This is a genomic window from Flexivirga sp. B27 (assembly GCF_052905685.1).
This window is the reverse complement of record NZ_JBPYUM010000003.1, coordinates 205,964-232,263: the sequence shown is the minus strand read 5'-3', so window position 1 is coordinate 232,263 and position 26,300 is coordinate 205,964. Positions and strand designations below refer to the sequence as shown.

20 protein-coding genes, 1 tRNA gene and 1 pseudogene are annotated in these 26,300 nt (G+C 67.0%); 14 read left to right on the top strand and 8 right to left on the bottom strand.

Going from position 1 to position 26,300, the window contains the following annotated elements:
* Positions 1–49: 49 nt before the first annotated feature.
* On the bottom strand, positions 50–1,156 hold the full coding sequence (locus ACSZL9_RS13400) for a PQQ-dependent sugar dehydrogenase (protein WP_446666002.1): 1,107 nt from the start codon (positions 1,154–1,156) through the stop codon (positions 50–52).
* 194 nt (positions 1,157–1,350) lie between these two features.
* On the opposite strand from ACSZL9_RS13400, the gene ACSZL9_RS13395 reads away from it, so the two are divergent.
* The 3 genes from ACSZL9_RS13395 (at position 1,351) to ACSZL9_RS13385 (ending at position 4,247) form a co-directional block, all read left to right on the top strand.
* The gene (locus ACSZL9_RS13395) at positions 1,351–2,073 is read left to right on the top strand and encodes a response regulator transcription factor (RefSeq protein WP_446666001.1); all 723 of its coding nucleotides are present in this window, start codon (positions 1,351–1,353) and stop codon (positions 2,071–2,073) included.
* Positions 2,074–2,103: 30 nt separating this feature from the next.
* Positions 2,104–3,684, top strand: a complete 1,581-nt coding sequence (locus tag ACSZL9_RS13390) for a sensor histidine kinase (protein WP_446666000.1) — start codon at positions 2,104–2,106, stop codon at positions 3,682–3,684.
* Positions 3,685–3,869: 185 nt separating this feature from the next.
* Positions 3,870–4,247 carry a GtrA family protein gene (locus ACSZL9_RS13385; protein WP_446665999.1) on the top strand — a complete coding sequence of 126 codons (378 nt, stop codon included), beginning with the start codon at positions 3,870–3,872 and terminating at the stop codon, positions 4,245–4,247.
* A 264-nt stretch (positions 4,248–4,511) separates the two neighbouring features.
* On the opposite strand, the gene ACSZL9_RS13380 is transcribed toward ACSZL9_RS13385, so the two are convergent.
* Positions 4,512–4,602: transfer RNA gene (locus ACSZL9_RS13380), tRNA-Ser, on the bottom strand.
* 202 nt (positions 4,603–4,804) lie between these two features.
* On the opposite strand from ACSZL9_RS13380, the gene ACSZL9_RS13375 reads away from it, so the two are divergent.
* Together ACSZL9_RS13375 and ACSZL9_RS13370 are read left to right on the top strand one after the other, a co-directional pair.
* Positions 4,805–6,448 (top strand): LCP family protein, encoded by a 1,644-nt coding sequence (locus tag ACSZL9_RS13375; protein ID WP_446665998.1) that lies wholly within the window; start codon positions 4,805–4,807, stop codon positions 6,446–6,448.
* Positions 6,449–6,536: 88 nt separating this feature from the next.
* Positions 6,537–8,447 (top strand): penicillin-binding transpeptidase domain-containing protein, encoded by a 1,911-nt coding sequence (locus ACSZL9_RS13370; RefSeq protein ID WP_446665997.1) that lies wholly within the window; start codon positions 6,537–6,539, stop codon positions 8,445–8,447.
* Between the two features lie 165 nt (positions 8,448–8,612).
* On the opposite strand, the gene ACSZL9_RS13365 is transcribed toward ACSZL9_RS13370, so the two are convergent.
* Both ACSZL9_RS13365 and ACSZL9_RS13360 read right to left on the bottom strand, forming a co-directional pair.
* Positions 8,613–8,816 carry a cold-shock protein gene (locus ACSZL9_RS13365; RefSeq protein ID WP_123272091.1) on the bottom strand — a complete coding sequence of 68 codons (204 nt, stop codon included), beginning with the start codon at positions 8,814–8,816 and terminating at the stop codon, positions 8,613–8,615.
* Between the two features lie 402 nt (positions 8,817–9,218).
* Positions 9,219–9,866 carry a GntR family transcriptional regulator gene (locus ACSZL9_RS13360; protein ID WP_446665996.1) on the bottom strand — a complete coding sequence of 216 codons (648 nt, stop codon included), beginning with the start codon at positions 9,864–9,866 and terminating at the stop codon, positions 9,219–9,221.
* 292 nt (positions 9,867–10,158) lie between these two features.
* Here ACSZL9_RS13360 and ACSZL9_RS13355 point away from each other — a divergent pair.
* From ACSZL9_RS13355 to purU, 7 genes and pseudogenes are all read left to right on the top strand, one after another.
* Positions 10,159–10,422, top strand: a pseudogene (locus tag ACSZL9_RS13355) (serine hydroxymethyltransferase); the annotation flags it as partial.
* A complete protein-coding gene (locus ACSZL9_RS13350) occupies positions 10,422–11,645 on the top strand; it encodes a sarcosine oxidase subunit beta family protein (protein ID WP_446665995.1) in 1,224 nt (407 codons plus the stop codon). The pseudogene ACSZL9_RS13355 and the gene ACSZL9_RS13350, both read left to right, overlap by 1 nt.
* A gap of 41 nt (positions 11,646–11,686) precedes the next feature.
* Positions 11,687–11,983 carry a sarcosine oxidase subunit delta gene (locus tag ACSZL9_RS13345; protein WP_446665994.1) on the top strand — a complete coding sequence of 99 codons (297 nt, stop codon included), beginning with the start codon at positions 11,687–11,689 and terminating at the stop codon, positions 11,981–11,983.
* The gene (locus tag ACSZL9_RS13340) at positions 11,980–14,958 is read left to right on the top strand and encodes a 2Fe-2S iron-sulfur cluster-binding protein (RefSeq protein WP_446665993.1); all 2,979 of its coding nucleotides are present in this window, start codon (positions 11,980–11,982) and stop codon (positions 14,956–14,958) included. Before ACSZL9_RS13345 ends, ACSZL9_RS13340 begins: the two co-directional genes overlap by 4 nt.
* A complete protein-coding gene (locus tag ACSZL9_RS13335) occupies positions 14,951–15,559 on the top strand; it encodes a sarcosine oxidase subunit gamma (RefSeq protein ID WP_446665992.1) in 609 nt (202 codons plus the stop codon). Before ACSZL9_RS13340 ends, ACSZL9_RS13335 begins: the two co-directional genes overlap by 8 nt.
* Entirely contained in the window at positions 15,559–16,950 is a 1,392-nt protein-coding gene (locus ACSZL9_RS13330) for an L-serine ammonia-lyase (protein ID WP_446665991.1), read from the top strand. Before ACSZL9_RS13335 ends, ACSZL9_RS13330 begins: the two co-directional genes overlap by 1 nt.
* A 32-nt stretch (positions 16,951–16,982) precedes the next feature.
* Positions 16,983–17,855 (top strand): formyltetrahydrofolate deformylase, encoded by an 873-nt coding sequence (gene purU / locus ACSZL9_RS13325; RefSeq protein ID WP_446665990.1) that lies wholly within the window; start codon positions 16,983–16,985, stop codon positions 17,853–17,855.
* Here purU and ACSZL9_RS13320 read toward each other — a convergent pair.
* Positions 17,852–19,558 (bottom strand): AMP-binding protein, encoded by a 1,707-nt coding sequence (locus ACSZL9_RS13320; protein WP_446665989.1) that lies wholly within the window; start codon positions 19,556–19,558, stop codon positions 17,852–17,854. The genes purU and ACSZL9_RS13320 overlap by 4 nt on opposite strands.
* Positions 19,559–19,772: 214 nt before the next feature.
* On the opposite strand from ACSZL9_RS13320, the gene ACSZL9_RS13315 reads away from it, so the two are divergent.
* On the top strand, positions 19,773–20,474 hold the full coding sequence (locus ACSZL9_RS13315; RefSeq protein ID WP_446665988.1) for a helical backbone metal receptor: 702 nt from the start codon (positions 19,773–19,775) through the stop codon (positions 20,472–20,474).
* Positions 20,475–20,549: 75 nt separating this feature from the next.
* Here the strand turns inward: ACSZL9_RS13315 and ACSZL9_RS13310 are convergent, their stop codons facing one another.
* Positions 20,550–21,065, bottom strand: coding sequence for an Lrp/AsnC family transcriptional regulator (locus tag ACSZL9_RS13310; protein ID WP_446665987.1), 516 nt, complete (start codon positions 21,063–21,065; stop codon positions 20,550–20,552).
* A gap of 75 nt (positions 21,066–21,140) precedes the next feature.
* Between ACSZL9_RS13310 and ACSZL9_RS13305 the strand changes: the two genes are divergently transcribed.
* The gene (locus ACSZL9_RS13305) at positions 21,141–22,316 is read left to right on the top strand and encodes a trans-sulfuration enzyme family protein (RefSeq protein WP_446665986.1); all 1,176 of its coding nucleotides are present in this window, start codon (positions 21,141–21,143) and stop codon (positions 22,314–22,316) included.
* A 115-nt stretch (positions 22,317–22,431) separates the two neighbouring features.
* On the opposite strand, the gene icmF is transcribed toward ACSZL9_RS13305, so the two are convergent.
* On the bottom strand, positions 22,432–25,662 hold the full coding sequence (gene icmF / locus ACSZL9_RS13300) for a fused isobutyryl-CoA mutase/GTPase IcmF (protein ID WP_446665985.1): 3,231 nt from the start codon (positions 25,660–25,662) through the stop codon (positions 22,432–22,434).
* A gap of 105 nt (positions 25,663–25,767) precedes the next feature.
* Positions 25,768–26,259, bottom strand: a complete 492-nt coding sequence (locus ACSZL9_RS13295) for a MarR family winged helix-turn-helix transcriptional regulator (RefSeq protein ID WP_446665984.1) — start codon at positions 26,257–26,259, stop codon at positions 25,768–25,770.
* Positions 26,260–26,300: the final 41 nt, after the last annotated feature.

The following is a 26,300-nucleotide window of genomic DNA, read 5'->3' as shown; positions in this document are numbered from 1 at the left end:
TAACTCGCGACAGTAGTGGGTTTGACGGCATGTCCCGTCTCGGTCTCCCTCAGGTCAGCTTTTTCGGGTCGACGCGCAGGATGCGGTCGTCACCGGGGCGCGGCGAGCCGCGGGTGTCGGTGTTGTTCGTCAGCACCCACAACGACTTGTCCGGCGCGACGACGACATCCCGCAGCCGGCCGTAGGTGTCGACGAAGAACTCCTTCGACGTCGACGGCTTCTTCACCGGCACCACAATCAGTCGCTCGCCGCCGAGTGCCGCGATGTAGATGGTGTCGCGCAGGATCGCCATACCGCTCGGGCTGGCGTCGGACGTCGGCCATTGCTGCACCGGATTGCGATAGTTGGCCGATTGAGTGTCGTCCGACCGCCCTTCGTGCACCGGCCACCCGTAGTTGCCGCCGCGAACGATGACGTTGAGTTCGTCCCAGGTGTTCTCACCGAACTCCACCGCGAACATCGTGCCGTCGGACGCCCAGGCCATCCCCTGCACGTTGCGGTGCCCCATCGACCAAACCGGACTCTTCGGGAAGGGATTGTCCGCCGGCACCCGTCCGTCCGGATCGACGCGGAGGATCTTGCCCGCCAAACTCGTTCTGTCCTGGGCGAGTTCGCGCTGCGTGCTGTCACCCGTCGAGACATAGAGCTTGCCGTCCGGGCCGAACTCCACACGCCCGCCGTTGTGCACAGCACCGGCCGGTATGCCGCCAAGGATCTGCTTCCGCCCGGTGAGTCGCACGGCATCGCCACGCATGTCGCAGCCGTAGCGCACGACGCGGTTGGTGTCGTCCTCACCGGTGTAATAGACGACCAGCGATCCCGACCGGACGGCCATGCCGAGCAACCCGCCCTCGCCACCGTGCTTCACCCCGGGCACGGTGACGACGTCACGCAGCTTGCCGTCGACGAGTTGCCGGATCCGCGCGTCGTCGCGCTGGCTGATCAGCGGCGCACCGTCGACCCACACCGCCGACCAGGGCGCCTTCAGGTCGGTCACGACGTCGGTGACGCCGTCAGCCCGTCCGGTGCCGGTGCTGCTCGAATCCGTTGTGCTCGCAGGACTGTCGGATGTGCAGGCGCTGGCGATGGTGGCAACCGATGCGGCTCCGAGCACCCCCATGAGTGCTCGCCGGCTCGGTCCGGACGCTGCGGACACAGCCACCACCTCCACAATCACGGTCCGGTCCAGCCTACGGAGGGCGAGCTGTCGTCATACAGACTTCACACAGGTGAGCCATAGACTCGACCACGTCCGCACACAGCGTGCGACGAAAGGGTGAGGATCATGAGCGAGCGAAGCGAGCGCCCAATGTCGGCGGGTGATGCTGCCCGACGCAGGAGGGCGGCATCATGAGCGACAAATCCGGCCTGAGACGCCCTGACGGATCCCCCGTGCGTGTCCTCGTCGTCGACGACGAGAGCAACCTGACCGAGCTTCTCTCGATGGCACTGCGCTATGAGGGTTGGGAGATCAAGAGTGCGGGCACCGGCACGAGCGCGGTGCGCACCGCCAAGGAGTTCCGACCGGACGCCGTCGTGCTCGACATCATGCTGCCGGACTTCGACGGCATGGAGGTGCTGCGCAGGCTGCGCGACGAGGACCCGACGGTGCCGGTGCTCTTCCTCACCGCACGCGACGCGGTCGAGGACCGTGTCGCCGGACTGACCGCCGGCGGCGACGACTACGTCACCAAGCCCTTCTCCCTGGAGGAGGTCGTTGCTCGTGTGCGGGCGTTGCTCCGTCGCTCGGTCGCGATGACCGAGGACGCCTCGTCCATGCTCGTCGTCGGCGACCTGCGACTGGACGAGGACAGCCACGAGGTCTTCCGCGGCGACACCGAGATCTCCTTGACCGCAACGGAATTCGAGCTGCTGCGCTACCTCATGCGCAACCCCAAGCGGGTGCTGTCCAAGGCACAGATCCTGGACCGCGTGTGGCACTACGACTTCGGTGGCCAGGCCAACGTCGTTGAGCTCTACATCTCCTACCTGCGTAAGAAGATCGACGCCGGCCGCGATCCGATGATCCACACCATGCGCGGCGCCGGTTACGTCCTCAAACCCGCCAGCTGAGCCGGGCCCGGCCGCTGACCCGACTCCCCGATGACCACCACCGCATTCTGGCGACCCCGACGATGGACCCTGCGCACCAAGCTCGTCGCCTGGATGCTGCTGCTCTTCATCGTGGTGACGCTGGCCGTCGGTGCGTTGACCGTCTGGCAGCTCAGCCGAACGCTGCGGGGCCAACTCGACAATCAGCTCGTCCAATCCGCCGTGAACGTCGGCAACCAGCTGGCAGACTCTGCACCGGGTGGTCCGCAGCCCACTGCGGGCCGCTCGCTCCGGCTGAGCTTCCAGGTGTCGAACGGTCAGATCGTCCAACTGCCGATCCCGTATGGCGATAGCCAGAGCCATCTCGTGCAGCCGAAGCCCGACAATTTCGTGTCCGGCTACGGCAGGACCGACAGCCTGACCAGAGCGCAGGTCCATGCGCTGAAAGCAGCCGACATCGGTCGTCGCCCGATGACCGTGCACCTCGGCGGACACCTCGGTGACTACCGGGTGGTCGCTGTCAAGCACAACATGACGGTGATCACCGCAATCAATGCCGCAGGGACGCAGGTGAACACTGAGCCCGAAGCCGTCATCACTGTCATCGGCCTGCCACTGGACGCCAACCGGACAACGGTGGCCAAGACTGCCATCGCCGTCGCGTTGCTCAGCGGGTCGGGCGTGATCCTGGTCGCGCTCGCGACGACATACATCATCCGCCGCAACCTGGAGCCGCTGCGCCGCGTCGCCGCGACCGCGACTCGCGTCTCCAAGCTGCCGCTCTCCTCCGGCGAGGTCGTCATGCCCGAACGCGTCGAACCACGCGACACCGACGAACGCACCGAGGTCGGCCAGGTCGGGGCGTCACTCAACGACATGCTCGATCACGTCTACCACGCGCTGACCGCGCGGCAGGCCAGCGAGATGCAGGTGCGGCAGTTCGTCGCCGACGCCTCCCACGAGCTGCGCACCCCACTGGCCTCGATCCGCGGGTATGCCGAGCTCTCCCGCCGCGAGACCGAGCCCGTCCCGCAGGGCATCACGCATGCACTGGGTCGCATCGAGTCCGAAGCCGGCCGGATGACCACGCTGGTCGAGGACCTGCTGCTGCTCGCCCGACTCGACGCCGGACGCCAGCTCGACTTCCAGCCTGTGGAGCTGCCGATCGTCGCGATCGAGACCATCAGCGACGCGCGTGCGGCCGGCCCCGATCACGTGTGGGGCCTGGACCTGCCGGAGGAGGGCCTGGAGATCGAGGCCGACGAAGCACGCATCCGGCAGATCCTGATCAACCTGCTCGGCAATGCCCGCAAGCACACCCCTGCGGGCACGCACGTCGTCCTCTCGGTGCATCCGCAAGGGTCCGGCGTGCTGCTGCAGGTGCGCGACAACGGCCCCGGGATCGATCCCGAACTCGTCCCGCGCATCTTCGAGCGCTTCATCCGCGGCGACGCCGCTCGCACCCGCACGGAGGGCTCGACCGGTCTCGGCCTGTCGATCGTGTCGGCCGTCGTCGCCGCTCACCACGGGAAGGTCGACGTCACCTCCCGGCCGGGCGAGACCGTCTTCGCCATCTGGCTGCCGCGTCGTCAGGCGGCCCCCGCACCCGCGACCCCCCAACCCGCCGTATGACGGGCGCGCCGCGCCATACGTCCCCCGGGGCGGCCGAGCCCTTCGAGACGTCCGCTCGTACCTCACGGACTCCTCAGGGACCGCGAGGATCGAGCGGCTTCCCCAAGGTGGCCGAGGAGCGAGGTACGAGCGTCTCGAGGTCCCCTCGCCATACCCGCCTGAAGCACCAACTGAGCAGCTTCGCGGTGATCGGTGTCGCGAGCACGCTCGCCAACGTCGTCCTCTTCTACCTGCTCAACCTGACGATGAACGCGCAGGTGGCCAATGCGTTGTCGCTGATCATCACCACGATCTTCAACACCGCCGCCAATCGGCGTTTCACGTTCGGTGTCCGATCCCGCGGAGGCGCCGCGCGTGCGCAACTGCAAGGCCTCGTGCTGTGGCTGATCATGTGGGCAGCGACGGCGCTGGCACTCTTCCTCCTGTTGCGCGCGAGCCCGGACGCGTCACACACCGCGCAGTCAGTGGTGCAGTTGGTCGGCAACGTGGTCGCGACCGTCATCCGCTTCGTGATGCTGCGGCGGTGGTTCGCGCCGCAGCGTACGGTCGCCGCGCAGGAGTAACGTCACGCCGTCCCGAGGTGGCCGAGGAACTCGTGAGGCACGAGCGAGTGTCTGGAGGTGGCCGAGGAGCGAGGAACGAGCGTCTCGAGGCCCCCGCCGAGCGATGGCACCAGCGTGTCCCGGGGCGTCGAGGCGGAGGGAGCCGTCGTCCGTGAGCTGCCTCGTTCCTCGGCACCTCGCGGACTCCTCCCAAATCCCGCAGCGTCCGATAAAACGACGATTGACCCCCGCCAAAGTGCGCGTCGGGGGTCAATCGTCGTTTTGCGGAGGCGGAGGGATTTGAACCCTCGATGGGGTTTTATCCCCAAACCCGCTTAGCAGGCGGGCGCCATAGACCAGACTAGGCGACGCCTCCATGCCTCACCGGGGTGAAGCGTGGCAAGGCTACCCAAGGGAGGGGCCGGAGTTCAAAACGGGTCCTCCGGCCAGCAACCCCGGGCAAAGGTTCGGCGTCTACTGTGACGGGGCCCTCGATTTGTGGTCGGCACTTTCCGTCGGTCAGACTCGTTGGTCGAATGATCACAGAACGGTAACGGCAGCACAATGAAGGCGGGCGGATGACGGGCAACGTCGGGGGCGTCGGAGGACGACGCAACATACCGGACCATGACCCGGACGAGACGATCATCGCCACGCGGCGTGAGCTCGTTCGGCGTCAGGCCGCTGGCCAGTCCGGTGCCCGATCACGCCACGAGGTTCGCACCGCGCGTGCGCGCGACGTCCGCCGCGCCCTGGGCCTGACCGCGTTGTCGGTGCTGCTGCCCGGACTCGGACTGGTCTGGACCAGGCGCAAGATGGTCGGCCTCGCGATGATCGGCGTGACACTCATCGGCGCGATCTGCCTCGGCATCATCGTCTCCAGTGGCGGGCTCATCCACGGCACCGCCCAGTTGCTGACCAAGAAGGGCCTGGTCCTGCTGCTCATGTGCACGATCGGCGGTGGCCTGCTCTGGGTCGCCGGCATCGTGCTGACGGCGGTCACGACGAGCGGGAAGCGCTGGCCGGAGCAGACCCGCTGGATGCACCGGATCTTCGCCACCGTCATGTGCCTCGTCGTCGCCACTCCGGCTGCCTATGCCGCACGCGACGTGTGGGTCACCCGCAACGCGTTCAACAACATCTTCCACGACCGCTACACCTCCAATACCGACGCCGCTACTCCCGGCGGGGGCAGCAACCCGTGGGCGGACGTGCCCCGCGTCAACATCTTGCTCTTCGGCTCGGACGCGGGGGCCGACCGCATCAATCAACGTCCCGACTCGCTGATCGTGGCCAGCGTCGACACCAAGACCGGCGACACCGTGCTGGTCAGCGTGCCGCGCAACATGGGTCACGTGCCCTTCCCGAAGGACGACCCGCTGCACAAGCTCTACCCGAACGGATACACCAAGCGACCCGGTGATACCGACAACGCCGCCGGGCTCATGGAGGCTGTGTGGCTGCTCGGCAACGAGCACAAGGACCTCTTCCCCAAGGACGACCCCAATCCTGGCCTCACTGCGACCAGAGACGCTGTCTCTGGCGTGACAGGCCTGAAGATCGACTACACCGCCACGGTCGACATGGACGGCTTCGAGGAGCTGGTCAACGCCATGGGCGGCGTCTATGTCAACGTCAAGGCCGACCCCGGGTCAACCTTCGACCCCAAGAAGGGCATCCCGATCGGTGGCGAGATCGAGAACGGCGTGATCAAGCCGGGCTCCATCACCGGCTGGATCAAGCCCGGCTACCAGAAGCTCAACGGCCACGACGCGCTGTGGTACTCCCGCAGTCGGGTCGGATCCGCGACTGGTGACGACAACCGGATGCGCAGGCAACGCTGCATGATCAACAGCCTCGTCTCCCAAGTGAACCCTTTCCAGATGGTGAAGAAGTTCTCCAGCATCATGCAGGTCGCCTCGGACAACATCCGCATCGACATCAGCCAGGACGACCTGCCCGCCTTCGCCGAACTCGCCAACAGGATGAAGAGCGGCAACATGCGCACGGTCGACATCTCCAACCCGCGCAGCAACTGGGACCCGGACTACCAGAAGATCCACAAGCTGGTGAAGAAGGCCATCACCGCCAAGCACAGCAAGAAGGCACCGACGCCGAAGAAGGGCAGGGCGACCTCCAGCACCAGCAGCTCCACGTCGTCGTCGAGCAGCTCCAGCAGCACCTCGACGAACCCGATCGGCAACACCGCGGACGCGTGCTGAGGCGTATGCCGGTCGCCGACTCCACCCACGAACGATCGACCGAGCCCGCGCCGGTCGTCCGCAGCCCGCATGAGGTTGGATGGACCGCATGAGTTCACGTGCAGTACTCGGGGTCACTGCCGGAGCCGTGCTCATCGCGGGCGGCGCCGGTGGCTACATGTATTGGCTACAGGCCGACAGCGTGAACAAGCAGGACTCGGCCGCCAAGGCTGCCGCCACGCAGTTCGCGCACGACTGGTCGGCACGCAAGTTGGGGGCGGCGTCATACATCGGCACCAGCGGCGAGGGCGCGGCCGCCAACTTCGAGACGGCGACCGCGGCGCTCGGCAAGGGCCCGATCAAGGTCGACGTGACCGAGTTCAACCGCGACGGGAAGACCGCGACCGCCACACTGCACGTCGCCTGGACGCTGGCCGACAAGCGCACGTTCAGCTGGGACGACCCGATCGAGCTGGCCAAGCAGGGCAACCGGTGGGGCGTCAAGGTCGACTCGGCCAACTCGTTGTGGCACCCGAAGCTGCAGTCGTCCGACGCGTTCGTCGTCCACCAGGACGAAGGACTGCGCGGCGAGATCCGCAGCACCGACGGCAGCGCGATCATGATCAACAAGAAGGTCTACGACATCTCGATAGACCCCACGAAGGCGACCGACGCGTCGATCGGACAACTGCAGAACGTCCTGAACATCACCGGCCTGGTCGACAAGCTGCACGCGGCCAAGAAATCACACTCGCAGGCGCTGATCCCGGTCATCACCTACCGCCAGGACGACTACATCATCTATCAGAACGGCGTCGAAGGCCTCGACGGCGTCGTGGTCAAGAGTCGCAAGCAGCCGCTCGCCGAGAGCCGCACCTTCGCCCAGCCGCTGCTCGGCGGCGTCGGCCCGGTGACCGCCGACATGATCAAGAAGCACCCGAAGACCTACCACGAGGGCCAGGTCGCCGGCCTGTCCGGACTGCAGGCGCAGTATGACGCGACGCTGCGCTCCACCCCCGGCTTCACGATCACGCCGCGCTCGGACACCTCCGAGGTGCTCTTCGGCAGCAAGGCCAAGAACGGCAACAACGTCACGGTCACGCTCGATCCGAAGGTGCAGAACGCCGCAGAGAAGGCGCTGGAGTCGCAGAAGGGCAAGCCCGCCGCGATCGTCGCGATCAACGTCAAGACCGGCGGGGTGAGTGCAGTGGCCAACTCCCCGTCATACGGCATCAACCGGGCCCTGACCGGCCGCTACGCGCCGGGCTCACAGATGAAGATCGCGACGACCTACGCGTTGCTGACCCACGGTTTCGACCCCGACAGCAAGGTGCCGTGTCCCAAGAACGTCTACGTCGGCGGCTACCGGATCGGCAACTTCGAGGGCGAGACCGGCGGCAACCCGAAGTTCAAGACCGACTTCGCCAAGTCATGCAACACCGCGTTCGTGAAGGCGTCCTCGGACTTCAGTGACACCGAGTTGCAGCAGGCGGCGCACGCCCTCGGCTTCGGGGTCGACTGGAGCAAACATGTCGGGGTCAACGGTGTCTTCGCCGGCAACGTCCCGACTCCGAAGAGCAGCACCGAGAAGGCCGTGTCGGTCTTCGGCCAGGGCCGGGTGCAGGGGTCACCGCTCGACAACGCGGTGATGTCGGCCTCCGTCGCACGTGGCTCGATGATCCCGCCGTCGCTGGTGACCAAGCCGGCGCCCGGTGGGTCGGACAAGGCAAAGCCGTTGGACAAGAGCGCAATTCACGAGTTGCGCTCGTTGATGCGCTACACCGTCACCAACGGCACGGCCAAGGCGGTCAAGAAGGTCCCGGGTGGTCCTGTCTACGCCAAGACCGGCACCTCCGAGTGGGCCGAAGGCGGCAAGACCGGCGTCAACGGCTGGCTGACCGGCTGGCAGGGCAACACGGCGTTCTGCGTCCTGGTCGAGGACGTACCCAAGGGCAAGAGCGGCGGCGACACGGCAGCGCCGGTTGCCGCGAAGTTCCTGAAAACACTTGCGAACAGCTGAGATTCACCGAGTCGGCTGAGTCGGCCGGTGGCTCCGCGGACCAGCATCGCGCGGGACCGTGCAGGAGTCTCCCCAGGGACGACAAAACGCCCCGGCAGAAACTGCCGGGGCGTCGTGCTGGTCGGATTGGGATCCGACCATCGTCGTGCTAAATCAAGGGGTCGATCAGACCGGAACGACGTTGGCCGCCTGCGGGCCCTTGTCACCCTGGGTGATCTCGAACTCGACGCGCTGTGCCTCGTCGAGGCTGCGGTAACCCTGAGACTGGATCGCGGTGAAGTGGACGAAAACGTCCGGACCGCCGCCATCCTGAGCGATGAAACCAAAGCCCTTTTCAGCGTTGAACCACTTGACGGTTCCCTGTGCCATTGGGGGTAACTCTCAATCTATTGTTCTTCTTCGCGTGACCGCGCACCTTACGTGGCCACCTGACTACCGAGGCATCCCCCCAATGGGTGAACCGTCCGCTCACAAACTCGGCGCCCAACGTGGAGTCGGGCGCCGCACCAACGAGGAACTGCAACTGCAGTCGTGCACTGACGGTAGCACGCGGAGCGTGGCCGGAAGGTGTCCAGCAGTTGACTGATCTCACCCCCTGGGCGGAATGGTCCTTCGTAGTTAGGCTGCGGTGATGCTCGAGCGTGCAGGCGAATACGCCTTCCCCTATTCCTTGCACGACGGCACAGGCGAAATCACGGTGGAGGCACGGCGAGCCGGGTCGCGGCAACATGCGACCGCGGGAATCGACGGTGGCCTTGACGTCGCAGATGACTACAGCACGGTGCGGATGCGCAGCTCGAAGGTCTCCATGTGCTCACGCATCAACCGCTCGGCGCGCTCGGCGTCCCCGTCGTGCACCGCGTCGAGGAGGTCGACGTGCTCGACGATGTGCGACCCGACGTCGGCCAGCCGCGAGGCGGCGACCGACCAGATCCGCGTCGCGAGATTGCCGTAACGGACGAGCGCGGTCTCCAGGTGCGCGTTGTGGGTCGCCCGGTAGATCGCTCGGTGCACCTGCAGGTCCCACTCCATGTGATCGCGGGCCGAGGTGTCGGCCGACAACCCGGACAGGCCGTCCCGCAGCTTCGCGAGGCCCTGGCGATCCTCGACATCCGCGCGCACCGCGCCCAGACCCGCCGCCAGCGGCTCCAGCACCCGGCGGATCTCGGAGATCTCCGACAGCGCGGTGATGTCAACCGGCGTCGCAAACGTCCCCCGCCGCGGATAGGTGACCACGAGGTGGTCGGACTCCAACCGCTTGAGCGCCTCGCGCAACGGCGTTCGCCCGACAGCAAGGTCCGCAGCGAGCGCCTGCTCGCTGAGCGGCTCCCCCGGCCCGATGTCCAGCAGCACGAGGCGTTCCTTGAGCGCTTCGTACGCGGCCTCGGTCAGCGAGCCGGCAGGTGATTCGTTGGACATGCTCCGAATCATGACAGCACCTCCCTGTGCGGCGGTCGACGAATGAGCCGAGGGTTGACACCCGACGAAGACGGGCCTAGCTTACCCGACAACTGATATATCAGTTGTCGATCTGGCTTCGGAAGGACCCGCCGTGACCGCTACAAGCACCACGCCGACAGACGCACACGCAGTCGGTATGACGCGACGTGGCTCCATCTCCACACCCACCGCCGCCTTGAATTCCCCTCTCGCAGAGGCAGATCCGGAGGTCGCTGCGGCAGTCGAGCAGGAGTTGCACCGACAGCAGGAGCACAGCATCGGAATCACGGTGAACCGCAACGCGATCCCCAATGATCCGCGTCCGCCGATGGTGACCTCCGGCCTGCGGATCGGCACCCCCGCACTGGCGACCCGGGGCTTCGGCGACGCCGAGTTCGCCGAGGTCGCCGACATCATCGCGGCCACGTTGGTCGCGGACGACATCGACGCGGTTGCCGACGACCTACGTGACCGGGTCGCGACGCTGGCCGCTCGTTTCCCGCTGTACCCCGACCTCGCCGACCAGGAGGCCTGATGAGCAACCAGCGCGCACTTCCGCCGCACCCGTCCTTCCTGTGGCGCAACCCCGACCCGAAGGACTCGTACGACGTCGTGATCGTCGGCGGCGGAGGCCACGGGCTGGCCACCGCCTACTACCTCGCGAAGGTGCACGGCATTACCAATGTCGCTGTCCTCGAACGAGGTTGGCTGGCCGGCGGCAATATGGCACGCAACACCACGATCATCCGCAGCAACTACCTGTGGGACGAGTCGGCGGCGATCTATGAGAAGTCGCTGAAGCTCTGGGAAGGCCTGGAGGACGAGCTCGGCTACGACATCTTCTTCTCCCAGCGTGGTGTGCTCAACCTCGCGCATACGCTGCAGGATGTGCGCGACTCGGTCCGCCGGGTCGAGGCCAACCGGCTCAACGGCGTCGACGCCGAGTTCGTGACGCCCGAGCAGGTCAAGGAGATCTGCCCGATCATCAACATCGGCCAGGACATTCGCTACCCGGTGATGGGCGCGACCTACCAGCCGCGCGCCGGCATCGCCAAGCACGACTGGGTCGCCTGGGGTTACGCCCGGCGCGCCAGTGAGCTCGGCGTCGACCTGATCCAGAACTGCGAGGTCACCGGCTTCGACATGGACGGCGACCGAGTCGTCGGGGTGCAGACCAACCGTGGCCGCATCAAGGCCGGTCGCGTGGCACTGGCCGCCGCCGGCCACACGTCGACGCTGACCGAGATGGCCGGCTTCCGAGTGCCGATCCAGTCGCACCCGTTGCAGGCGCTGGTCTCCGAGCTGCACGAGATGATCCACCCGACCGTGGTGATGTCGAACCACGTGCACGTCTACGTCTCGCAGGCGCACAAGGGCGAGCTGGTCATGGGCGCCGGCGTCGACTCCTACAACGGCTACGGCCAACGCGGGTCGTTCCACGTCATCGAGCACCAGATGTCGGCGGCGGTCGAGCTCTTCCCCGCCTTCTCCCGGGCGCACCTGCTGCGCACCTGGGGCGGCATCGTCGACGTGACACTCGACGCGTCGCCGATCATGGGACTCACCCCGGTCGAGGGCATGTATGTCGACTGCGGTTGGGGCACAGGCGGATTCAAGGCCGTGCCCGGTGCCGGGTTCGCTTTCGCGCACACCATCGCCAACAACGAGCCCCACGAGCTCAACCGCCCCTACTCCCTCGAGCGCTTCGTCACCGGAGAGCTCATCGACGAGCACGGCGCTGCCGCCGTTGCGCACTGAGCGCCATACGGGCTGCGACACGGACTGAAGGAGATCCCGACATGTTGATGATCGAATGCCCCCACTGCGGGGTGCGCCCGGAGGGCGAGTTCACCTACGGCGGCCAGGCGCACGTCCCCTACCCCGAGGACCCGCACGCCCTCACCGACCAGGAGTGGGGCGAATACCTCTTCTACCGCGACAACCCGAAGGGCACGTTCCGCGAGCGCTGGGTGCACAGCACCGGTTGCCGCAAGTGGTTCAACGCTGTGCGCGACACCCGCACCTACGACATCACCGCCACCTACATCGGCGCGGCACCGGCCGACGCAAGCACCACCCAAGGAGTCCAGCAATGAGCGCGCACCGTCTCGGGTCCGGCGGCGTCGTCGACCGCGCCGTCACCCGACGCTTCACGATCGACGGCCGGTCACTCGAGGGACTCGCCGGGGACACAGTCGCATCCGCAGCGCTGGCGAACGGCATCGTCCGCGTGGGCAATTCGATCTACCGCGGCCGCCCGCGTGGCGTCTTCAGCAGCGGGGTCGAGGAGCCCAACGCGTTCGTCCGCATCGGCGGTGAGTATGCCGAGTCGATGCAGCCGGCCACCACCACCGAGCTGATCGACGGGCTGGAGCTGACCTGGGAGGACGGCATCGGCACCCTCGACCAGTCGGTCGACCCGGCCGAATACGACCACATGCACGTGCACACCGACGTCGCCGTCATCGGTGCGGGACCGGCCGGCCTGGCCGCTGCCCGGGCCGCCGCTGCGACCGGTGTGCGGGTCATGCTCTTCGAGCAGGACTTCGCCCTCGGTGGCACCCTCCTCGGCCGGCCCAACGAAGTCGTCGAAGGGATCCCGGCCGGTGCGTGGATCCAAGACGTGCAGGAGCAGTTGGAGAGCGCCGCGAACTGCCGGATCCTCAGGCGCACCAGCGTCTTCGGCAGCTACGACAGCAACTACCTGATCGCGCTGGAGAAGCGGATCGACGCACCCGCCAAGGACGGTGTCTCCCGGCAGCGGGTGTGGCACATCAACGCCACCCGGGTCGTGCTCGCGACCGGCGCGTTCGAGCGCACCCTGGTCTTCGCCGGCAACGACCTGCCCGGCGTGATGCTGGCGTCGGCTGCGCAGACCTACCTCGGCCGGTACGGCGTGCTGGCCGGAGAGCGGGTGGTCGTCCTCACGACCAACGACTCGGCATACGGCGTCGCGAGCGACCTGGCCGCTGCCGGGGCCACTGTCACGCTGGTGGACAGCCGGCCAGAGGCGGGGGTCGACGACCCGACCGGTGTGGACGTGCGGCACGGCAGCGTCGTGGTCGAGGCCCTCGGTGAGGACAAGATCGAGAGCGTGCGCATCGCACCTTCGATGGTTGAGCCTGTCGAAACCACACGCGGAGACCTCGACAAGCTCGGCCACCACACCTCGATGGTTGAGCCTGTCGAAACCACACGCGGAGACCTCGACAAGCTCGGCCACCACTCGCTTCCGTGCGACCTGCTGGCCGTCTCCGGGGGCTGGTCGGCGAACGTCAACCTGCACTCACAGCGGCAGGGCGCGATGCACTGGGACGACGGGCTCGTCGGGTTCGTGCCGTCCGGTGCGGTGCGCGACCAGTCACTCGCCGGCTCAGTCACCGGGACCTATTGGACCGACGGCGCTGTCGCCGAGGGCACCGCAGCCGGTGCCGGACGTCCGGACCCGACGACTGCCGAGGACCGCCGTTCACGCTCGGGCGTGACCGATGGCTTGTGGGTGATCCCTTCTCCTGCAGGCGATTTCGACACACACTTCGTGGACCTGCAACGCGACGAGACGGCTGCCGGAGTGGTCCGTGCCGTCCGTGCCGGGATGCGCTCGGTCGAGCACGTGAAGCGCTACACCTCGATCAGCACCGGGCTGGACCAGGGCAAGATCGGCGGGGTCCTCACCATCGGCCTGCTGAGCCAGCTGCTCGGCGAACACGACATGGCAGCCATGCCCGCTGGCCAGCCCGGTCAGGACGACGCGGCCACCAATCGGCCGTCGCCGGGTCAGATCGGGACCACGACGTTCCGTGCGCCGTTCACCCCGGTCGCCTTCGCGGCGTTGGCCGGCCGCGCCCGCGGGGAGCTCTATGACCCGGCCCGATTGACTCCCGCGCACGCACGCCACGTCGAGCGCGGTGCCGAGTTCGAGGACGTCGGTCAGTGGAAGCGACCGTGGTTCTTCCCGCAGGAGGGCGAGGACATGGACGCCGCCGTTGCCCGCGAATGTCGTGCAGCACGAACGAATGTCGCCTACATGGACGGCACGACACTGGGCAAGATCGAGGTCCGCGGCAAGGACGCACCGGAGTTCCTCAACCGGATCTACACCAACGCGTTCGCGAAGCTCGCCATCGGCAAGCAGCGCTACGGCGTGATGTGCGGCCCGGACGGCATGGTCTTCGACGACGGTGTCAGCTTCCGGCTCGCCGACGACCGCTACCTGATGACCACCACCACCGGTGGCGCCGCCAAGGTCCTCGACTGGCTCGAGGAGTGGCACCAGACCGAGTGGCCGGACCTCGACGTCTTCTTCACCTCGGTCACCGAGCAGTGGGCCACGACGGTCGTCGCGGGTCCGCGGTCGCGGGACGTCATACACAAGATCGCGCCGGAGCTCGACGTCTCCAAGGAAGGCTTCGAGTTCATGACCTTCCACGACACGGTGCTGGCCAGCGGCATACCCGCTCGCATCGCGCGCCTGACGTTCTCCGGCGAGCTGGCCTTCGAGGTCAATGTCAGCGGTTGGTACGGCGAAGCCGTGTGGGACGACATCTCCGAGGCCGGCTCCGAATTCGGGATGACGCCATACGGGACGGAGACCATGCACGTGCTGCGTGCCGAGAAGGCCTTCCCGATCGTCGGGCAGGACACCGACGGCACGGTCACGCCGCAGGACCTCGGGATGGGCTGGGTCGTGTCGAAGAAGAAGCCGGACTTCGTCGGCAAGCGATCCTATGCACGTGCCGGGCACGTCGAAGAGGGGCGCAAGCAACTCGTCAGCCTCTTCACCGCTGACCCGGAGCTGCGGCTGCCGGAGGGCAGCCAGGTCGTGACGCCGGACAATGCACCGACCGAACCACTGAACGGCATTGCGCCGCAACCGATCCCGATGATCGGACATGTGACCTCGAGCTACCGCAGTGAGGCGCTGGACCGGACCTTCGCACTGGCCCTGGTCCGCGACGGTCGGTCGCGGATCGGTGAGGAGGTCATGGCGTCGTTCGACGGCAAGTTCTTCCCGGTGCAGATCGCCGAGGCAGTCGTCTATGACAAGGAAGGAGCACGACGAGATGGTTGAGCGCAGTGCGGTGCTGGAGCGCCGACGGAGTCCCCTGCAAAGGATGTCGGACGAGCTGACTGCCGGGAGCAGCGCCGAGGTCAGTCTCCGCGAGATCCCGTTCCTGGCTCAGATCGGCCTGCGTGCCGAGCCGGGCACCCCCTCGGCCGTCGCACTCGAGTGGGCCCTCACCGGCCCGCTGCCGGCCGGCGTGGGCGACGTGACGCAGCTGCCGGATGACCGGCAGGTGCTGTGGCTCGGACCGGACGAGTTCCTGGTCGTCGCGCCGGATGAGGCCGACGGTGGCGCGAGCCCCGAGGCACTCACCGGCGAGCTGAGCACGGCCCTGGGCGGGCTGCCCGGCCAGGTCGTCGACCTGTCGTCCAACCGGACCACGCTGGAGTTGCAGGGACCGCGCGCACAGGAGGTGCTGGACAAGTCGGTCCGGCTGGATCTGGATCCTGTTGCCTTCCCAGCGGGTTCGGCCCTCTCCACGCTGCTCGGCGTCGTGCCCGTCATCCTCTGGCGGGTCGCGCCGGACACCTGGCGGATCATGCCGCGGTCGTCATTCGCGACACACACCGCACGATGGCTGCTGGACGGCATGCGCGAGTTCGTCTGATGGCCCTCTCCGCGCTCGACCTCTTCTCGATCGGGATCGGGCCGTCGTCCTCGCACACCGTCGGTCCGATGCGCGCTGCTGCCCGGTTCGCCGCCGGGCTGCAGCGGGACGAGTCGCTCGAGCGGGCGCGACGGGTGACGGTGCAGCTCTTCGGATCGCTCGCCGCGACCGGCATCGGCCACGGCACCGACCGCGCGGTCGTGCTCGGGCTCACCGGTGCCGATCCGGAGACAGTCGAGATCGACGCTGCGTTCGAGCTCTTCGACGAGATCTGCGAGGCGCGGCGCCTGCTCCTGGGCGGCACGCACCCGATCGGTTTTGATCCCGGCGTCGACGTGGAGTTCCACCGCAAGCCGCTCCCCCGGCATCCGAACGGCATGCGCTTCACTGCGTATGACGGTGACGGCGCCATACTCGCGGAGGCTGAAAGCTATTCGGTGGGAGGCGGATTCGTCGTCGACAAGGACGACGGCGACGCGTTGGGGACTGCCGAGATCGACCTTCCCCGCCCGTTCACCAGTGCGGTGGAGCTTCTCGCGCAGTGCTCGGCGACGGGAGCCTCGGTCGCCGAGGTGATGCTCGCCAACGAAGCGGCGTTCCGGCCGGAGGCTGAGACCCGCGCACAGCTGCTGCGGATCTGGGCGGTGATGCAGGAGTGCGTCGAGAGCGGCTGCACGAGCGAGGAGAAGTTCCTGCCCGGACGGCTGCAGGTGCGTCGCCGCGCACCCGAATTGCGCAGGAAGCTACGCGCCCACGAAGCGACCGAGCGGGAGCTCACCGGCACGATGAGCGACCCGCTGTGGGCGATGGAATGGGTGAACCTCTATGCACTGGCGGTGAACGAGGAGAACGCCGCCGGCCGACGCGTCGTCACCGCACCGACCAACGGTGCGGCGGGGATCGTGCCTGCGGTGCTGCACTACTTCACCCGGTTCGTCGACGGAGCGGACGACGACGCCGTGGTGACTTTCCTGCTGACCGCCGCCGCGGTCGGGATCCTCTTCAAGGAGCGCGCATCGATCTCCGGCGCGGAGGTCGGCTGTCAGGGCGAGGTCGGATCAGCCTGCTCGATGGCGGCGGCCGGCCTGTGCGCAGTTCTCGGTGGCTCCCCGGTGCAGGTGGAGAATGCCGCCGAGATCGGCATCGAGCACAACCTCGGACTGACCTGTGACCCGGTCGGTGGCCTCGTGCAGGTGCCGTGCATCGAGCGGAACGCGATCGCGTCCGTGAAGGCGATCAACGCGGCACGGCTGGCGATGCAGGGCGACGGGGACCACCGGGTGGGGTTGGATGCCGCCATACGCACGATGCGCGAGACCGGGCGTGACATGAAGAGCAAGTACAAGGAGACCAGCCGAGGCGGTCTCGCGGTGAACGTGGTTGAGTGCTGAGTGAACATGCCCGAGGGACAAGGAGACTCGTGATGAGCGCGGACGACAGTGCACACCGCTACGTGCTGACGCTGGACGGTGCCGAGCGACCCGGGCTGCTGCACGCGGTCACCGGTTTCCTCGTCGACCACCGCGCCGACATACGCGAGATCAAGCAGTTCGACGACCAGCTCGCCGCCCGTTATGTATGCCGCGTCGACTTCGTCGTGCCCGACGATCACGACCCCGGCACTGCTGCGTTGGAGCAGTCCCTCGACGCGCTGCGCAGCGAGTGGCACCTCACCGCGCGGCTACGTCCCGCGACGCAGAAGCAACGCGTGCTGGTGATGGTCTCGAAATTCGAGCACTGCCTCAACGACCTGCTCTTCCGGGCGCACATCGACGACCTGCCGATCGAGATCGTCGCCGTCGTCTCCAACCACGCGGACCACGAGGATCTGGTGCATTGGCACCGGATCCCGTTCCACCACATCCCGGTGTCGTCCGCGACCAAGGCCGAGGCGGAGGCACGCCTGCTCCAACTGGTCGACGAGCTCGACGTCGACCTGGTCGTGCTGGCCCGCTACATGCAGATCCTGTCCGACGATCTGGCGCGCACCCTCAGCGGTCGCGCGATCAACATCCACCACTCGTTCCTGCCGAGCTTCAAGGGTGCCAAGCCCTACCACCAGGCCTACGAGCGCGGCGTGAAAACCGTTGGTGCCACTGCGCATTACGTCACCGGCGACCTCGACGAAGGCCCGATCATCTCCCAGCAGGTGCAGGAGGTCGACCACTCCTACACGCCGTCGGACCTGGTGGCCGCCGGGCGCGACACCGAGTGCAAGGCGCTGTCCAACGCCGTCCGGTGGCACTGCGAGGGACGGGTCTTCGTGCAGGGCCACCGGACGGTCGTGCTGCGCTAGCCCTTGAGCTCAGGGAAGTCGTCGTCGCGCCATTCGGGCACGGAGCGCTCGCCGGCGATCTCCTCCTCGCGTCCCCGCAACTCGACCCGGCGGATCTTGCCGGAGATCGTCTTGGGCAGCTCGTAGAACTCCACCCGCCGCACCCGCTGGTATGGCGCCAGGTGCTCCCGCGCGTACTTCAGGATCTCGAAAGCCGTTTGTTCCGTGGGTTCGTGGCCGGGTGCGAGCGCGATGTAGGCCTTCGGCACGGCAAGCCGGACAGGGTCCGGCGCCGGCACGATCGCGGCCTCGGCGACGGCGGGATGCTCGATCAGCACCGACTCCAGCTCGAATGGGCTGATCTTGTAGTCCGAGGCCTTGAAGACGTCATCGGTGCGGCCGATGTAGGTGTAGTAGCCGTCCGCGTCGCGGGAGGCCACGTCACCGGTGTGATAGACGCCGTGCGCCAGCACCGTGTCGTTGCGATCGGGGTCTGCGACATACCCCGTCATCAGCCCGACCGGGTGCTGACCGAGGTCGAGGCAGATCTCGCCCTCGTCCGCGTCGGGCGGCAGCAACTCACCGGTCACCGGGTCGGCGAGACCCGACGGCACACCGGGCAACGGACGACCCATCGAGCCCGGTTTCACCGGCGAGCCAGGGGTGTTCGCAATCTGCACGCTCGTCTCGGTCTGGCCGTAGCCGTCCCGGATGGTCAGCCCCCAGGACTTCTCGATCTGCCGAATCACCTCTGGATTCAACGGTTCTCCGGCACCGACCACTTCGCGGAGCGCGTCCGGCTTGGCTCCCAGATCGGCGTTGATGAGCATGCGCCATACGGTCGGCGGTGCACAGAAGCTGGTGACTCCCTCAGTGCGCAACTGCTCCAACATCGCCGGTGCGTCGAAGCGCGTGTAGTTGTAGAGGAAGATCGTCGCCTCGCCGATCCACGGCGCGAAGAAGTTGGACCACGCGTGCTTCGCCCAGCCGGGCGACGACACGTTGAGGTGGACGTCGCCGGGGCGCAGCCCGATCCAGTACATCGTCGACAGGTGACCCACCGGATATGAAACCTGCGTGTGCTCAACGAGTTTCGGCTTCGACGTGGTGCCCGAGGTGAAGTAGAGCAACAGCCGGTCCTGGGGAGTCGTGCCCGGATGCGGGATCTGCTGCCAGTCGGCGTCGAAGGCACCCGCCACGTCCTGCCAGCCATCGGCCGCCCCCACGCTCAGACGCAGGTAGTCGCCGGGGACCCCGTCCAGCTTGTCGACGTCACCGGCGTTGCACACCACGGCCTTCGCCCTCGTCCGTCCGATGCGGTCGGTCAACTCGTTCGGGCCGGCGGCGGTCGTCGTCGGCACGATGACCGCGCCGAGCTTCATGACGCCGAGCATGATCTCCCAGAGCTCGACCTGGTTGTTGAGCATCACGATGACGGCGTCACCCTTGCCGACACCGAGGTCACTCAACCATCGCGCGACCTGGTCGGAACGACGCGACATCTCCTGGAAGGTGCGGCTGGTGCGCGCGCCGTCCTGCTCCACGATCGCCAGAGCCGGGCGCTCGTTGTCGACCGACACGGCGTCGAACCAGTCGATCGCCCAGCAGAACCTCTCGCCCAGGTCGGGCCATCGGAAGCCCTCGACTGCCTGGTCGTAGTCGTCGTGGTGCTGCAGGAGGAAGTCCCGCGCCGCCCGGTATGCCGTGGTTGCCGTCGAGTCCATATTCGTCATCATGGCACTGAGGTCGCCCGTTCGCCCCGGGACTCAGGCAGGTCGGGCGCTGCCACGCTGGTTGAGTAGCAAAGAAGCCCCACCAAGCTGGCAAAGAAGCCCTACCAAGCTGGTTGAGTACCGAAGAAGCCCACCAAGCTGGTTGAGTAGCGGAGGAGCGCAGCGGGGGAGCGTATCGAAACCTGCGGAAGAGAGGAGAGTCTCGATGTCAGCTCGACGCGTCGTCTCGCTGGTCCCGTCGATCACCGAGGCGCTGGCCACCACCTGCCCGGAAGCCGTTGTCGGCGCGACCGACTGGTGCACCCACCCGGCCGACCTGTCGGTCACGCCCGTGCGCGGCACCAAGAACCCCAATCTCGACACCATTCGCTCCTTGCAACCCGACGTCGTCGTGGCCAACAAGGAGGAGAACCGCGAACTCGACGTGCGCCGCCTGCGCGACTCCGGGATCAACGTGTGGGTCAGCGAGATCGAAACGGTGCCGGCGGCTTTCGACGCGTATGACGAACTCTTCGACCAGGTCCTCCAGTGGGATCGGCCGGAGTGGCTGGAGGAGGCCCGGTCACTCTGGTCCGGCCCGCCGCCGGTCGTCCACACCCGTGTCGCCGTGCCGATCTGGCGCGACCCGTGGATGGTCGTAGGGTCGCGCACTTTTACCGGAGATCTGTTGCGCCACATCGGTTTTCAGAATGTGTATGCCGACGCCGAGGGACGCTATCCCCATGCCGAGGTGACGGACATCGACTCCCATGGGGCGGACGTCATACTTCTGCCGGATGAGCCGTACGAATTCACCGCCGACGACGGCCCCGAGGCATTCCGGACACCGACGCGCCTGGTCAGCGGCCGGCTGATCACCTGGTACGGCCCGTCACTGATCGAGGCCTACCACTTGCTCTCCGATTGACCGGCATACCCATGCATTGAGCGGCAGACCGATCGGGCGCGTATCGGTGCGCCGCTCGTGACGGAGGTATGCCGCTCAATCGGTGGCGGCGAAGATCCCGGCTCCCTGCATCACGCTGAAGACCAGCTGGGTCTCGGTGTGCCGCACGCCCCGGTGCACGTTGATGTGCTCCAGCACCAGGTCCCGCAACTGCTCGGGGCTGGTCACCGCGACGTGCAGCAGGTAGTCGTTCTCCCCCGCTACGTGGAACACCGTCAGCACACCGGGTATGGCGGTCAGCGCGTCGTGGAAGCGCAGCACATGGTCCCGATTGTGACTGGCCAGGCGCACCGCGATGACGGCTTGGATCGGGTGCCCGAGCGCTGCGAGATCCATCTGCGTGGTGAAGCCGGCGATCACGCCCCGGTCGCGCAGCAGCTGCACTCGCTTGGCGCAGGTCGACTCGGCGACGCCGACCCGTTTGGCGAGGGCCGCGCCGGTCACCCGTGCATTGCCGGCGAGCTCGGCCAGGATGGCCAGATCGACCTGGTCGAGCCCGGACGGATTCTTCGGCGCGGCCGTCATCGGACCACCGACATCAATGAATTCCACGGCATGTTCCGCATCATCTCGTGGATTCTTCGGTGACTTCCACAATTTTCGATATTTCCCCTTAGCGTGCCGCGCATGACGACACCCGAGCTGCAGCTGGATTCGATCGCGCCGCACGCCGGCCGGGAGGGCCTGGCCGAGCAGGGCGTGCACGTGCCGTCGATCGACCTGTCCACCACGAACCCCGTCCCGGACCTCGACGCGAGCGGGCTGTCCTACGAGACGATGGCCGGTGGCGGGCGGCCGGTCGACGGCGGCGGCAACGTCTACGCGCGGCTCTGGAACCCGACCGTCGCACGCTTCGAGGACGGCCTGGCCGCCTTGGAGGGCACCGACGAAGCCGTCGCGTTCTCCTCCGGCATGGCCGCGATGACGGCCGTCATACTCGCCGCCAAGAGTGAACGCCAGGGGCGCCACGTCGTCGCCGTACGTCCCCTGTATGGCGGCACGGACCACCTGCTCGGCTGCCCGTTGCTGGACGTCGAGACCACCTACTGCACCGCCGACGAGGTCTCGTCGGCCGTCCGGTCCGACACCTGCCTCGTGGTCGTCGAGACACCGGCGAACCCGACCTTGCAACTGGTCGACATCGCCGCCATCACTGCCGCTGCGGGCGACGCGCCAGTCGTCGTCGACAACACCTTCGCCACTCCGGTGCTGCAGAACCCGGCACAGTTCGGTGCAGCGCTGGTGCTGCACAGCGCGACGAAATTCATTGGCGGACATGGCGATGCGATCGCCGGAGTCGTCGCGACGAGCACGCCGTGGGCCGAGGCGCTGCGCCGGGTCCGCGCGATCACCGGCAGCCTGCTGCACCCGATGGGCGGCTACCTGCTGCACCGCGGCCTGGCCACCCTGCCGCTGCGTGTGCGCGCCGCGCAGGCATCCGCGGACAAGCTCGTCACATGGGCGAGCGAGCACCCGGCGATCGCCGAAGTGTTCTACCCCGGCCTGTCCGAGTGTGACCCGGCCGGCCTCGTGGGGCGCCAAATGCGTGGCGCCGGAGCGATGTTCGCGCTCCGCCTCACCGGCGGGTATGACGCCGCCGCGCGTCTCGTCAGCTCGGTGCGACTCTTCGAGCACGCTGTCTCACTCGGCGGCGTGACGTCGCTCATCTCGCACCCGGCGTCGCTCACCCACCGGCCGGTGCCGCCGGACGCACGTCCCGACGCCGACGTCGTGCGCATCTCGATCGGTCTGGAGGACGTCGAGGATCTGCGTGCCGACCTCGAGCAGGCGCTCGACGCCTGACCCGATCCACCGATCGAGCGGACACAAAACCACCGAGCGGACACGTAAATCGGCTCCGAATGGGCCGATTTTCGTGTCCGCTCAGTGTGGTTCGTGTCCGCTCGGTATGGGGGCGTCAGACGTTGCGGCGGTACTGACCGCCGACCTCGAAGAACGCCTCGGTGATCTGACCCAACGAGCACACCCGCGCGGCGTCCATCAACACCGCAAAGACGTTCTCGTCGTTGGTCGCCGCTTCACGCAACCGCGCCAGCGCCTGCTGCGCCTCGTCGCGGTGCTCCTGCTGGAACTCCTCGACGCGGGACAGCTGCGAGCTCTTCTCCTGCTCGGAGCCGCGGGCCAGCACGACCTTCTGCCGGGTCTCACCCTCGTGCGGGTTGCGGAAGGTGTTCACGCCGACGATCGGCAGCGAGCCGTCGTGCTTGCGGTGCTCGTAGAGCAGCGACTCGTCCTGGATCTTGCCGCGCTGGTAGCCGGTCTCCATCGCGCCGAGCACACCACCACGCTCGGCGATCCGGTCGAACTCCATCAACACCGCTTCCTCGACCAGGTCGGTCAGCTCGTCGATGATGAACGAACCCTGCAGCGGGTTCTCGTTCATCGCCAGGCCCCACTCGCGGTTGATGATCAGCTGTATGGCGAGCGCCCGCCGCACCGACTCCTCCGACGGCGTGGTCACCGCTTCGTCATACGCGTTGGTGTGCAACGAATTCGCGTTGTCGTAGATCGCGATCAGCGCCTGCAGCGTGGTGCGTATGTCGTTGAAGTTCATCTCCTGCGCGTGCAGTGACCGGCCAGAGGTCTGCACGTGATACTTCAACTTCTGGCTCCGCGCGTTGGCGCCGTACTTGTCGCGCATTGCGACGGCCCAGATGCGCCGTGCGACGCGGCCGATGACCGAGTATTCCGGATCCATGCCGTTGGAGAAGAAGAACGACAGGTTGGGCGCGAAGTCGTCGATATCCATGCCGCGGGCAAGGTAGGCCTCGACATAGGTGAAGCCGTTGGCCAGCGTGAAGGCCAGCTGACTCAGCGGGTTCGCGCCGGCCTCGGCAATGTGGTAGCCGCTGATCGACACCGAGTAGAAGTTGCGAACACCGTTGGCAATGAACCATTCCTGGATGTCGGCCATCATCCGCAGGGAGAACTCGGTGGAGAACAGGCAGGTGTTCTGGCCCTGGTCCTCCTTGAGGATGTCGGCCTGCACGGTGCCGCGCACCGTCGCAAGCGCGCGCGCCCGAATGTCCTGAGTTTCCTCGTCATTCGGCTCGCGGCCCTGCTCGTCGGCGAACTTCGCCAACTCCTTGTCGATCGCGGTGTTGAGGAAGAACGCCAGGATCGTCGGCGCCGGACCGTTGATGGTCATCGACACGCTGGTCGTCGGCGAGGTCAGGTCGAAGCCGTCGTAGAGGACCTTCATGTCGTTCAACGTTGCGATGGAAACGCCTGACGTGCCGACCTTTCCGTAGATGTCGGGACGACGGTCGGGATCACGGCCGTAGAGAGTGACCGAGTCGAACGCCGTCGACAAACGGGTCGCCGGCTGGCCCTCGGACAGCAACTTGAACCGACGGTTGGTGCGGAACGGGTCGCCCTCACCGGCGAACATCCGCGCCGGGTCCTCGTTGTCCCGCTTGAAGGGGAAAACCCCTGCGGTGTAAGGGAAGTAGCCGGGCAGGTTCTCCCGCCGCAGGAAGGAGAGCAGCTCACCGTGGTCTTCGTAGCGCGGCAGTGAGACCCGGCGAACCTTGTTGCCGGACAACGACTCCCGGGTCAGCTTGGTGTGGATGTCCTTGTCGCGGATCTTCACGACCTGCTCGTCGCCACTGTAGGACTCCACGACCTTCGGCCAGTCGGTGAGCAAGCGTGTCACCGAGCCGGGCACGATCTCGCCGGCCTCGTCGATCAGTCCGTTGAGCGCGTCAGGAGCCTTGTCCGCCAACGCATCCCGAGCTGTCGTCAGGTGTTGCACGCGGCGCGCCGCGGCGGCATACCGCTCAGTGTCGGCGTGATAGCCGCGCACCGTCTCGGCAATCTCGGCGAGGTAGCGAACCCGCTGCGGCGGCACGACCTGGCGCAGCACCGACGAGTGCCGCACCGACACCGGCTCGAGTGCGCCGTTGGCGAGCTCGAGCCCCTTGCCGCTGAGCTCGGTCTTCAACTCCTGATAGAGCGCGGTCACCCCGTCGTCGTTGAACGTCGCCGCGGAGGTGCCGAAGACCGGCATGTCCTCGGGCTTCTTGCCGAACGCCTCGCGGTTGCGGACCATCTGGCGGCCGACGTCGCGCAGCGCGTCCATCGCACCGCGCCGCTCGAACTTGTTGATCGCGACCACGTCGGCGAAGTCGAGCATGTCGATCTTCTCCAGCTGGCTCTGCGCACCGAACTCCGGCGTCATGACGTAGAGGTTGACGTCGGCGAAGTCGATGATCGCCGCGTCACCCTGGCCGATGCCGGGGGTCTCCACGATGATCAGGTCGTATGCCGCGGCGCGCAGCACCGTCAGCACCTCGGCGAGCTCCTCGGGCACTTCACGACCACCACGAGTGGCCAGCGAGCGGAAGAAGATGCGTTCGCCGTCAAGGGAATTCATCCGGATGCGGTCACCGAGCAACGCACCGCCGCCACGCCGGCGGGTCGGATCGATCGCCACGCACGCGACCCGCAGCTTGTCCTGTTGGTCCATCCGGATGCGGCGGACCAGCTCGTCGGTCAGGCTGGACTTGCCCGAGCCGCCGGTTCCGGTGATGCCGAGCACGGGCGTATGGCGGGAGTCCGCAGCGGCACGAAGGTCCTTCAGCAGGTCGGCGTCGAGAGCTGCCTGCTCCGCTCCGCTGATGGTGCGGGCGACCGCGGCACGATCACCGGAGATGACGGCGTGGGCGTCGGGTCGGCTGACGTCATACACATTGAAGTCGCAGTCCTTGATGACCTCGTTGATCATCCCGACCAGGCCCATTCGCTGGCCGTCCTGCGGGCTGAAGATGTGCACGCCCGACTCGCGCAGCCGCGCGATCTCCTCGGGGACGATCACGCCGCCGCCACCGCCGACGACCTTGATGTGGTCGGCGCCTGCGTCACGCAGGAGCTGCACGAGGTATTCGAAGTATTCGACGTGGCCGCCCTGGTAGGAGCTGACCGCGATGCCCTGTGCGTCCTCCTCTATTGCCGCGTCGACGACCTCCTGGACGCTGCGGTTGTGCCCGAGGTGGACGACTTCCGCGCCCTGGCTCTGCATGATGCGGCGCATGATGTTGATCGACGCGTCGTGCCCGTCGAAGAGGCTGGACGCGGTGACGATGCGCACCGGGTTCTGCGGGACGTGCAGGGCGGGTGCCTCGGACATGGGATCTCCACTCGAAAGATGCTGCGGCTCTATGTCGATAGTAGGACGTCCAAGTAATCGGGTCCAATTGCCGGACGCCCCTGCCGGGAGCGTTCGTACGACCCCTCAGCGGACGTCAGGCATCGCCGCGCGATAGGCCTCGGCGAACGTCGCCAACGACACGATGAACTCCTCGCCGCCGTCACCGAGCGCCTGCAGTGCACTCCCGAGCACGCCCATCAGTGTCTCGATGTCCGCCTCGTAGCATCGTCGCCCATCGGCGGATGCACTCAGCACCGCCGACCCGTGCTGGCCGGCCTCGCGCTCGATCAAGCCCTCACGCAAGGCGGCGTTGACCTGCCGGTTGACCGTCGACTGCTCGAGATTGAGCTCGGTGGAGATCTCTCGCTGCGTGCGCGGGCGATCGTCGGACAGCAGCCACAGCAGGCGCATGTCGGCTGCCGTCAAAGCGGTCTTGGCCTCGACCACGCGCCGGTTGACGTCGAAGGAATGGAAGATCGCCGCCAGGCGCCGTTGCGGTGGCACGGTCGTGTCGCGCGCGAGTGTGCGCAGGTCTGTGGCGATGTCCCGTGTGCTGGCGACCTCCCGATCCGTCATACGCGCAGTTTGACAGACAAGGAAACATGCATGCAACATAC